The 9,891-nt window shown below is 51.0% G+C and carries 14 protein-coding genes; all 14 read left to right on the plus strand.

Features of this window, described 5'->3' with window-relative positions:
• Positions 1–103 precede the first annotated feature (103 nt).
• The 14 genes from IP582_RS08540 (at position 104) to IP582_RS08605 (ending at position 9,656) form a co-directional block, all read left to right on the plus strand.
• Complete coding sequence (locus tag IP582_RS08540; RefSeq protein WP_193796212.1) at positions 104–403, plus strand: phage holin family protein; 300 nt, start codon at positions 104–106, stop codon at positions 401–403.
• Positions 400–1,029, plus strand: a complete 630-nt coding sequence (locus IP582_RS08545) for a glycoside hydrolase family 19 protein (protein WP_193795650.1) — start codon at positions 400–402, stop codon at positions 1,027–1,029. The genes IP582_RS08540 and IP582_RS08545 overlap by 4 nt, the downstream gene beginning before the upstream one ends.
• Positions 1,026–1,241, plus strand: a complete 216-nt coding sequence (locus tag IP582_RS08550; protein ID WP_193795651.1) for a hypothetical protein — start codon at positions 1,026–1,028, stop codon at positions 1,239–1,241. The genes IP582_RS08545 and IP582_RS08550 overlap by 4 nt, the downstream gene beginning before the upstream one ends.
• On the plus strand, positions 1,241–1,501 hold the full coding sequence (locus IP582_RS08555) for a hypothetical protein (RefSeq protein WP_193796213.1): 261 nt from the start codon (positions 1,241–1,243) through the stop codon (positions 1,499–1,501). Before IP582_RS08550 ends, IP582_RS08555 begins: the two co-directional genes overlap by 1 nt.
• 195 nt (positions 1,502–1,696) lie before the next feature.
• Positions 1,697–2,551, plus strand: coding sequence for a cell envelope biogenesis protein OmpA (locus tag IP582_RS08560; protein WP_193795652.1), 855 nt, complete (start codon positions 1,697–1,699; stop codon positions 2,549–2,551).
• A gap of 486 nt (positions 2,552–3,037) precedes the next feature.
• Positions 3,038–3,586 (plus strand): hypothetical protein, encoded by a 549-nt coding sequence (locus IP582_RS08565; RefSeq protein WP_193795653.1) that lies wholly within the window; start codon positions 3,038–3,040, stop codon positions 3,584–3,586.
• Positions 3,587–3,589: 3 nt separating this feature from the next.
• On the plus strand, positions 3,590–4,735 hold the full coding sequence (locus IP582_RS08570; RefSeq protein ID WP_193795654.1) for a DUF3383 family protein: 1,146 nt from the start codon (positions 3,590–3,592) through the stop codon (positions 4,733–4,735).
• Between the two features lie 9 nt (positions 4,736–4,744).
• Entirely contained in the window at positions 4,745–5,185 is a 441-nt protein-coding gene (locus IP582_RS08575) for a phage protein (RefSeq protein ID WP_193795655.1), read from the plus strand.
• A 3-nt stretch (positions 5,186–5,188) separates the two neighbouring features.
• A complete protein-coding gene (locus IP582_RS08580) occupies positions 5,189–5,629 on the plus strand; it encodes a phage tail assembly chaperone (protein ID WP_079496784.1) in 441 nt (146 codons plus the stop codon).
• Positions 5,630–5,640: 11 nt separating this feature from the next.
• Positions 5,641–5,814 carry a hypothetical protein gene (locus tag IP582_RS08585; protein ID WP_039078618.1) on the plus strand — a complete coding sequence of 58 codons (174 nt, stop codon included), beginning with the start codon at positions 5,641–5,643 and terminating at the stop codon, positions 5,812–5,814.
• Positions 5,811–7,712 (plus strand): lytic transglycosylase domain-containing protein, encoded by a 1,902-nt coding sequence (locus IP582_RS08590; protein WP_193795656.1) that lies wholly within the window; start codon positions 5,811–5,813, stop codon positions 7,710–7,712. Before IP582_RS08585 ends, IP582_RS08590 begins: the two co-directional genes overlap by 4 nt.
• Positions 7,712–8,320, plus strand: a complete 609-nt coding sequence (locus tag IP582_RS08595; protein WP_193795657.1) for a phage baseplate protein — start codon at positions 7,712–7,714, stop codon at positions 8,318–8,320. Before IP582_RS08590 ends, IP582_RS08595 begins: the two co-directional genes overlap by 1 nt.
• Positions 8,320–8,625, plus strand: a complete 306-nt coding sequence (locus tag IP582_RS08600; protein ID WP_193795658.1) for a hypothetical protein — start codon at positions 8,320–8,322, stop codon at positions 8,623–8,625. Before IP582_RS08595 ends, IP582_RS08600 begins: the two co-directional genes overlap by 1 nt.
• A 2-nt stretch (positions 8,626–8,627) precedes the next feature.
• On the plus strand, positions 8,628–9,656 hold the full coding sequence (locus tag IP582_RS08605; protein ID WP_193795659.1) for a hypothetical protein: 1,029 nt from the start codon (positions 8,628–8,630) through the stop codon (positions 9,654–9,656).
• The last annotated feature ends 235 nt before the right edge of the window (positions 9,657–9,891 follow it).

The raw sequence follows: 9,891 nt of genomic DNA on the forward strand, positions 1-9,891 counted from the left end.
CGGGAATCGCACACAACCTTCATTTTTTACGAAAGAGCCCGAAGGCCAGATCTCTCTCATATAGCACCCCGACTCAATCGGAGGTGAATCTATGGCTAGGTGTATGCACGATAAAGAGGGTATTGCCGGGGTTACCTGGATTATTCTGCTGGTCATTGCTGGCTGGGGCGGCCTGGTTCGCTATCTGATCGATATCAGACAAAACAAAGCAGCATGGAGTTGGGTAAACGCGTTAGCTCAAATGGTCGTCTCAGGTTTCACCGGTGTCATTGGTGGGTTAATTAGCATTGAAAGTGGCCTGAGTATTTACATGATTTTGGCTACTGCCGGAATTAGCGGCTCGATGGGATCGGTCGCCCTGACGTATTTCTGGGAGCGGTTTACCGGAGTAAAAGTTCAATGAATCTCAATCAGTTCCAAAAGGCGGTCCTCATTGACGCCGGTTCAGCTTCGCGCTGGCTCCAGCCACTTAACGACGCGATGGCCGAGTTTGGCATTACCAGCACAATCGACCAGGCGATGTTTATTGCCCAGGCCGGACATGAAAGCACCAGTTTTAGCGCGCTGGTGGAAAATTTTAACTACAGCGTTTCAGGTCTTGCGGGTTTTGTCCGTGCGGGACGTATCACCCCGCAGCAGGCTCAGGCGCTCGGACGCAAGCCTGATGAGAAAGTTTTACCCGTTGAGCGCCAGCGCGCGATTGCCAACCTGGTTTACAGCAAGCGTTTTGGTAACACCGCTCCCGGTGATGGCTGGAAATATCGGGGACGTGGACTGATTGGCATTACCTTCCTGAACAATTACTGGCGCTGTGGTATCGCGTTGAAAATCGACCTTGTTACCTCTCCTGAACAACTGGAACAGGAGGTAAACGCCGCGCGATCCGCCGCGTGGTTTTACGTCACTCACGGCTGCCTGAAATATCCCGGCGACGTAGGCCGGGTCACGCAAATTATTAACGGCGGTCAGAACGGCATCGGTGACCGCCTTGACCGTTACAACCGCGCAATATGCGCATTGGGGGAATGATGGTTATCGAAAACTGGAAACAAAGCTGGAAGTTATTCAGCGTTCAGGCTCTTGCTGTCGCCGGGGCAATCCCCGTTATCTGGTCACAATTACCCGATGACGTCAAAGCAATGATCCCTGCGAGCTGGATGGGTGCAATCACTGCGGTTGTGGCGGTGTGCGGCATCGTTGGTCGCCTGGTAAAACAGCCTGCAGCTTCGGACCCGAAGTGATGGGCGCCCTGGAAGCCATTATCGGCGGCATTATCACCCTGGCTCTTCTTCTGTTTGGTGCACACCGTGTCGGAAAGAGTCAGGGTAAGGCAGAAGCGCAGGCCAACGTGCAAGAGCAGACCGCTGCCGCTGCTATCGTCGCCACTAAACGCCGGGTTGAAGTCATCAAAGAGGCCAGCGATGTACAGCAGACTGTTAACCATATGCCTGATGACGATGTTGATCGGGAGCTGCGCGACAACTGGACCCGCAAAGGTTGACGTTATCGACACTGCTTGCGACTGGGTAAAGCCAGTCTACCTGACTTTAGAAGACATCCGGGTAATGGACCCGAACACAAAGAAAGACATCCTGATTCATAACAATTCCTGGCGTAGTCACTGCGCTGCTGAAACAGAATTCCCACCTCACTAAAAGAGATCTCGGCCAGTATCATCCTGATCTAAGGAAACGTAATGAAAAAATGTATTTTTGCATTCATCTGCCTTTTTTCTTTATCTGCTCACGCTGAAAAATACCTGACTTATCCTGACTCACCCGGTACTGCAGTGGGATTTGCCACTCAGGTTGTTTCGTATAATCCGGGGGCCGGTGCGTCGGGTAACTCGGCGCTGCCGAAAAGTGCGTTTGGTGCACCCGACGGTACTCTGGTCTCTTTAGGTAAATCAGGCAATATCGTTTTGCAGTTTGGGCCGAATGCGCTTAAAGCTGACGGCACCTCAGCTACCGATCTGTATGTTTATGAAGGTGGCTGGTGGGATTCATTTGATATCTATATTTCAACGGATAATGTCACGTACAAAAAACTGACCGCCACAACATCAGCGAAAGCCGCTGGCGGTACAGGCTCATGGCTGGGTTTCAATATTGATAGCCAGGTTGATCCTCTCCTTTCTTACCCGTATGTGAAAATTGTGGATACCAGTAATAGCTCTTCCACTGTTACCGGAACTGACGGGGCTGATATTGATGGCGTTATGATTACCAGTGCCGTTTCTCCGGTAGGGAATTACGTCATGTACGATACGGATGCAGCAGACGGAACGGTATACAACCTTTATCAGGATGCAGATACCGGCGCAGTGGGCGTAAAGGTTATCGCGGCGAACAATACGGTTTCTTATATCCCGTTCTCCAGCGATGACACTCTCGAGCCGATCGCGTTGTCCGTACAGTCAGATCTGAATGGCGACGCTATTAAAGACATTAACGTACTGGTTAAACGTAAAGCGGATAACGCTCAACTGAATATTACCCGAGCGCGTGATGGCTCGCTTATTGGCGTTGTTGATAATTCAGTGACTAAATAAAACATTGCATATTGCTGATATAGTCCATTCGTTAATTTTTTGAAGACGTAGATATTATCGGCGATAAATCACATAAACGATTATCGGGATTTTTAATCGAGAATGGTTTCAGGCTTCGGGCACGGCTTAATGATTCTAAAAATAGAAGCTTGAAAGGCCGGAAGTTAATTCTATTAATTTCTTAAAATGATGTGAAAATATATGGGTGTGCGGGCGACATGCAGGGTAAGCCAATTACGGGAATATACAATGCTAACTGTCTGCAACCTTAAAATCATCTCTTGATATAGCGTCTCGTAATAGCGGGGCTTTTTATTGTGCGTCGCATATGCATTCCGAAGAAAGATTTATCCGTTGTGAGTCCTGTCGAGTTGTTAACTCCAGGCGGGTTTGCCACCGACAGATTCAGATGCGGAATGAAGACAACTTTGCAGCCCATTCGCCGCAAGATATCCCTTTATATCCCTTTTACCGGAGGTGTCTTGATTGAGTAATGACAGTACAGAACCGGGGTACCTGACGCCCGTCGGCACGGACCCGGAGTATGACCAGGAACTGGAGCGGCAAATCAGCCGCTGGATCTGCGGCGTCACCGGGCTGGATGCCTCCCTGGTGTTCCCGCGTTGGACCGGCCCACAATCATCTATCCCGAATGACGGTGCAACATGCGCATTGTTCGGGATAACTACTCTGCCCGGTGACGCCATGCCAGCACTTGTGCAGGTCACTGACGAACAGAGCGAGCAATGGACCTGGGAAGTGGTAACGGTGCAGGCCAGCTTCTATGGGCCACAAGGTTCTGCTATGGCGTCGCGTTTTCACGATGGCCTCTACATCGAACAGAACAACATCACGTTGCGGAGTGCCGCCGGGCTTTCGCTGGTGGAGGCAGGAATAATTTCTAACCTTCCCGAATTAATTAACAACCAGTGGGTGCGCCGGTACGACATCAATGTGACGTTACAACGCAAAAACACCCGCAGTTTTAACATCAAAACTATCCAGTCCACACCTACATTATTTTACGGAGAGTAAGTTATGGCACAGGGTTTACCTGTCTCAAACGTCGTTAACGTCGACGTGATTATGTCGCCTAAGGCGGCCACGGGTCGAAATTTTGGTACGCTGCTGATCCTCGGCACATCGACTGTTATTCCGGTATCGGAGCGCATTCGTCAGTATTCCAGCATAGAGGAGATTGGGAAAGATTTCGGTACTGACGCGCCGGAGTATGCCGCCGCGACTGTATTTTTTGGGCAATCACCGAAACCGGCGCAAGTACTGATTGGCCGCTGGGCTAAAACAATTGGCACGGGCGAAACGGGGAATATTGAAACGTTGCTTACGGCGGTGAATGCCTGTCTGCAGTACACCACCTGGTACGGGCTGGCCATTGCTGACAGTACCGAGCTGGTGGATGCGGATGTGATTTCCGTTGCTGCTGCGATTGAGGCGTCCAGTCTGAGTCGCATTCTGGCTGTAACCACCAGTGACGTTAAAACACTGACAGCGGGTGACACAACCAATCTTGGCTACAAATTGAAAGCGGCAGGCTATGCGCGCACCTTCTGGCAATACAGCTCGTCCAGCAGGTATGCGGCGATTTCTGCGTTTGGCCGCGCGTTCACGGTAAATTTCACGGGCAGCAACACCACCATCACCCTGAAATTCAAACAGGAGCCGGGCATCACCTACGAAACGCTGACGCTGGCGCAGGCAAACGCCATTGACGCGATCAACGGTAACGTCTTCGTCTATTACCAGAACGACACCGCCATCCTGCAACAGGGCGTGATGGCTAATGGCGACTTCTTCGACGAACGCCATGGCCTCGACTGGCTGCAGAACTACGTACAGACCAACCTCTTTAACCTGCTTTATACCAGCACGACCAAAATTCCGCAGACCGACGCAGGCGTTACCCGGCTGCTGGCAAACGTAGAGCAGTCTATGGATCAGTCGGTAACTAACGGGCTGGTGGCGGCTGGTGTGTGGAACGGTGGCCCTATTGGGCAACTGGCATCCGGCGACACGCTGACTAAGGGATACTACCTCTACGCGCAATCTGTTGCTGAACAGGCGCAGGCAGACCGTGAAGCCCGTAAATCGCCACTGATTCAGGTGGCCTGCAAGTTGGCTGGCGCAGTTCATTACGCCGATGTACAGATTAACGTTGTTCGATAAGGAAAAAAAATGGCTACTTATTCTTTTATGGACGTCACGGCGACCCTGGCAGGTCCGACGGGTGAAATTGACCTTGGCTACGGCTCAGCAAATGGCGAATCGGGCATTACCATCACATTCGCAGATGCCAAAAACACCATGACTATCGGTGCTGATGGTGAGGTGATGCATTCATTGCACGCCGGAAAAAACGGCACGATCACCGTCAGCTTGCTGAAAACGTCCCCGGTAAACAAGAAGTTGAGCCTGGCCTATAACGCACAATCAATGTCATCTTCTCTCTGGGGGAATAACGTGATTCTGGTGCGTAACAATGTATCCGGAGATACCACTGTCGCCCGTAGTGTGGCATTTAGCAAACAGCCTGAATACGCTAATGCAAAAGATGCTTCGTCCGTCGCCTGGACGTTTGACTGCGGCAAGATCGATCAAGTGTTGGGGGAGTTTTAACAGATGGAATTTACGATCAATAGCGTGGATTATCGCACCACTAAACTGAGTGTTTTTGACCAGTTGAAAGTCTGCCGTAAATTATTGCCGGTGCTGTCGAGCATCGTTCCTGACCTGTCAGCACTGCATAAAGCCGCCGCAGTTGCTGGTGAAAGTGAAAAAACGGGACAGAGCATAAGTACCATTCTGCCGAAAATCGCTGATGTGGTGGCAGGGATGCCCGAAGAGGACGTTAACGCGATTCTGTTCCCGTGTCTGTCGGTAGTGACTCGTAAAGCGATCACCGGAAACTGGACGCCTGTTTTTAGTAACGGTGAACTGATGTTCAAGGATATTGACCTGCTTACCATGCTGAATATCGCTGGCCGGGTGGCAGCCGATAACCTGGGAAATTTTTTGCCCGCCCACCCTATGAGCGAGACAGCGGTCCAACAGCCAGCCTGACACTCAATACCCTGCCGGATGACGAGGACTATTTACGCCGTCCGGTACAGGCGGGTTTTATCCCTTATACCGCATTGAAAGATGGCTCCATTGATCTGGCGGATATCGCACGCATGAACGACTGGATAGATATCAAAGCGGATAACGATGCGCGTATCGCGCGCTGGGAGAGAGAACAGGAATGAATGCTGAAACCATAAAATCATTTTTGCACTCCCTGGGATTCGATGTTGATGACGCGGGTGCCGCTAAATTTGAAGCCGCGATTTTGGGAGCAACCGAAGGAGTCATCGCACTGGGCATGGCCGTCGAGGCGGCGGCACTGTCTATCGTGGGATTTACGACTAAAGTCGCGTCGGGGCTGGACGATCTGTCTTTGGCACCACAGCGCAGCGATGAGGCCGTGGCGGATATCCAGGCGCTCGGGTACGCAGCATCCCAAACAGGGAAGAGTGTTGCTGATGTGCGAAGTTCTCTGGAAGGGCTTGTCCAGTTCCTGCGTAGTAATCCTGGCGGTGAGGGAAGCCTGAGCCGCCTGAACGTGGATACTCACGACGCTAACGGGCAGGCTCGCAGTATGGGGGCTATATTCTCCGGGCTGGATCAGAAACTCAGCACTATGCCGTCTTATCTCGCGAACCAGTACGCGCTAATGCCTGGCATTGATGAAAACACACTAGTGGCGATGCGTCGCAGTCTGGATGATTTCAATGTGCTGTATTCCCAAATGACGCAGGCTATCGGCAACAATGCCGATACCGCGACCGTCAGAAGTAACCGCTTTATGACCTCGCTTCCTGCGTTCGGTCAGATAGCGGCTATGGCAGGCGATAAAATGGGTAACAGCCTGTCAGACGTGCAGGTAGGAAGCATTGATCACCTAAGTAAGCAGATCCTGAATGACCTCTCGAAAATCGAGGAGGCACAGGCTGGTGTTATCAAAGGAACTCTCTGGCTGGGCGATTCCGGCGACCTGTTTGAAAAGATCACGAAGCTGAGCGGCGCAATTGCCGGTGCCGGGAAGGCCTTCTTTGAATTCCTGAACATCGACATCTCGCAGTTTTCCGGTAAATGGCTTTTTGACCCGATAAGTGAATCCATTCAGAGCACTATCAAATACGTTAGTGCGTTGGTGGATGTGCTTAAAAAACGGGTTAAGGATGATTTCTCCGGTTCGTGGGGGCTGGTGAAAGATGCGGCGAAAGTCCTTTCTGACAGCCCCGTTGTAAAAGGGGTGACAAAGGTGGCCGTTGGACTGGCTGGCAGCGTCGCTGATGTCGCGCACGAGTCGCTGCCAGAGTGGATGGAGAGTAAGCCGTTACAGTCTGTATCTGAAACAGGGCCAGGGCTGCAAGCTCAGTCCGTCAGAAAACCGCAGTTGAACACGCTGAACAAGGCGCAAACGGATTTACGCCAGGAGGCAGCGAAAGGCCGTCAGGAAAGCAACGCGTTTGTCTCCGTCGCCAATACCTGGTTTGGGCGTATTTCGTCAGGTGTTCAGGAATCCAGTAAAGCGTTGATGCCGCTGCCGTCTACAGAAGGGGATGCATTGCAAGGCCGGTTGCGCCTGGCGCTGGCGAATCTGGAGCGACTGTATAACCTCTCCGCGGGATTATTACACAGTACGGCTGTAACGGAATCCAGGGGAGACCCGTTACCAGGGGGAAAAGCGGGCGCGCACGGGTTGTTTCAGTTGATGCCGGGTACGGCGAAAGGTCTGGATCCGAAAGGCAGCGATGCTTTCGAACCAATGAAATCTGCCGAAACTGCCGTGCGTTACCTTAGTCAGCTATTGCGAGATAACGGTGGCGGATTGAGCAAGACTCTGGCGTCCTATAACCGGGGCATGGGTAACGTTGAGAAATACGGTATGGGCCTTTTACCGAAGGAGACGCGCGAGTATATCCCCCAGTTGCAGAGCAATATGTTGCAGGGCAAGTTTGTCTCCGGCCCGCAAATTCAGCAGCAAAACACATACAATATCTATGGTGGAAACGCCCATGATATTGGCCGGGAAGTCGAGCAAAGGCAGATAAGTGTGAATTCACGTGTGTTACGAAGAAACCAGACAGGGGCGGGCTAATGGATATTCTATCAACGCTGTTTCACTTGCAGTCACGGAATATAGGGATACTCGTTCCGTCGGTCGTGGTGAGTGAAAAGCACACCGACAAACTGGAGATAACGGAGCACCCTGTCGAAACGGGCGCGGCGATTTCCGATCATGCCTATAAAAGCCCGTCGGAAGTTATCATGGATGTCGGCTTCGCGGGAGGGGGGGAGCTACTGAATTTCAATAATAAACTGGCAGGCCCCCCTCTGCTTGGTATGAGTCCGAGAGAAACCTACCAGCAATTACTCGATTTGCAATCCAGTAGAACGCCGCTGGATGTAGTGACCGGGAAGCGTATTTATAAAAATATGCTCCTGCGCAGTATTGAGGTAAATACCGATCAAAAAACTGAAAATGTGCTTTCTGCCTTATTGACATTACGTGAGGTGATTATCACCAGCACGTTGGTAACACAGGTGGCTGATAAGTCCAATATGGCTCAGGGAGCTAACACGTCAGCGGTTCAGAACGCCGGGGTAAAGACAGCCACGCCGGCAAATAAAACCATTCTGAAATCGAAGGGTATTTTAGGTGGTCATAAGGGAGCCTCCAGCAGCAATATTCTGGGGAGAAAGTGATGTTATCAATCAACGAAATTCCGCTATCAGCAGATAATCAGCAGTTTTCCATCGCTATTGCCGGGGCCAGCTACAAAATGGCTGTGTCCTGGCGTGATCCTGTCTGGTGCCTTGATCTATTTCGCGACGATTCCACGCCGCTGGCGCTGGCGCTGCCTTTGGTGTCGGGCGCGGATTTGTTGGCGCAGCATATTTATCTTAACCTGGGATTTGCGCTGGTGGTCGGTACCGACATTGTCGGGCAAGAAAACCCGACAAAAACCGATCTGGGTATCACCAGTCATCTCTATGTTGTCACGGAGTAACCATGTCAAAGAACTGGATGCGTCATTTCGAGTTACTGTTGACGGACAGAAAAGGTCAATTGACAGACTTTGGGAAATTCAAAGTCCATTTCGATATCAGCTGGGTTAAAAGCAGTACGAATACCGCTGTCGGCACATTCAAAATCTATAATCTGGCGCCAGAAACTGTGAAAACGTTCTGCGAGAAGGAGTTTACCCGCATTCAAGTCATCGCAGGTTATGACGGCATGGCCGCGCAGGTGGTTGATGCCAGTCAGGTAGGGATTGCGAGAACGGTTAACGGACAGTCTGACGGTCGCAACTACGGGCAGATATTCAGTGGTGAAATTCGTTATACCATTGAGGGGAAAGATGAAGATAAATCGGTGGACAGTTATGTCCTCATCCAGGCCGCTGATACCGACCAGGCTTTTTCCACCACCGTGACCTCAAAGACCTTATCTGCCGGTTACCGTACCACTGATTTTGATACGTTGCTGATGAAAGACTTCCAGTTGAAGGGCGCAGAAGTCGGTCGTACACCAACCATGCCGGATACCGTTTTCCCGCGCGGGAGAGTCCTGTTCGGGATGACGAGACATCTGATGGATAATGTTGCGGCGCAATGTGAAGCGACATGGATGTTTGTGAATGGCAAGCGTGAGATGGTTGCCAAAAACGAGGTGGTACACGACGCCATAGTGCTGAACAGCGAGACGGGGTTAATCGGCATGCCTCAACAGACGTTTGGCAATGGCGTTAACGTCGCGTGTCTCATAAACCCGAATATCCACGTCAATGGATTGATCGAGCTGAACCAGAAAAATGCTTTCATCAAACGCAAACAACTCAGCAATGAGGATCTCGGAAAGGATGGAAGTCACATTACTACAGAAACCAGGAACGGTAATATCACTGTTTCTGGTACAACTGAAAAACCTGCAAGTATTGCAACAGATGGTGTTTATGTCGTTCAGGGTATTACCTATTCTGGTGATACAAGAGGCAAGGAATGGTATATGGTTTTGACGTGTGTAGCGCGAGGGGCGTAGGCGCGGAGAATACCTGATTCTCTAAAAGGAGGAATTAAAAGCGTCAATATTTTGTATTGCTGCTTTTATCTGTTTCGGGCTTTTGTCCGCATTATATTGCTCACGGTGGCACTTATATCCTTATATAACCAAAGGTGGCGAGATGGGTATAATTGATGTCGAGCGTGTCACGTAGCAAAATCACACTCCCAGGTTCTGACGGAATCAATGTCGACTCTGGACGTATGCAGGCCAG

Source organism: Citrobacter sp. BDA59-3, assembly GCF_015167655.1.
Classification (GTDB): Bacteria; Pseudomonadota; Gammaproteobacteria; order Enterobacterales; family Enterobacteriaceae; genus Phytobacter; species Phytobacter diazotrophicus.

Coding starts and splice junctions, on each gene's coding strand:
- IP582_RS08540 (WP_193796212.1), top strand. CDS start 104: ATGCACGATAAAGAGGGTATTGCCGGGGTTACCTGGATTATTCTGCTG.
- IP582_RS08545 (WP_193795650.1), top strand. CDS start 400: ATGAATCTCAATCAGTTCCAAAAGGCGGTCCTCATTGACGCCGGTTCA.
- IP582_RS08550 (WP_193795651.1), top strand. CDS start 1,026: ATGATGGTTATCGAAAACTGGAAACAAAGCTGGAAGTTATTCAGCGTT.
- IP582_RS08555 (WP_193796213.1), top strand. CDS start 1,241: ATGGGCGCCCTGGAAGCCATTATCGGCGGCATTATCACCCTGGCTCTT.
- IP582_RS08560 (WP_193795652.1), top strand. CDS start 1,697: ATGAAAAAATGTATTTTTGCATTCATCTGCCTTTTTTCTTTATCTGCT.
- IP582_RS08570 (WP_193795654.1), top strand. CDS start 3,590: ATGGCACAGGGTTTACCTGTCTCAAACGTCGTTAACGTCGACGTGATT.
- IP582_RS08575 (WP_193795655.1), top strand. CDS start 4,745: ATGGCTACTTATTCTTTTATGGACGTCACGGCGACCCTGGCAGGTCCG.
- IP582_RS08580 (WP_079496784.1), top strand. CDS start 5,189: ATGGAATTTACGATCAATAGCGTGGATTATCGCACCACTAAACTGAGT.
- IP582_RS08590 (WP_193795656.1), top strand. CDS start 5,811: ATGAATGCTGAAACCATAAAATCATTTTTGCACTCCCTGGGATTCGAT.
- IP582_RS08595 (WP_193795657.1), top strand. CDS start 7,712: ATGGATATTCTATCAACGCTGTTTCACTTGCAGTCACGGAATATAGGG.
- IP582_RS08600 (WP_193795658.1), top strand. CDS start 8,320: ATGTTATCAATCAACGAAATTCCGCTATCAGCAGATAATCAGCAGTTT.
- IP582_RS08605 (WP_193795659.1), top strand. CDS start 8,628: ATGTCAAAGAACTGGATGCGTCATTTCGAGTTACTGTTGACGGACAGA.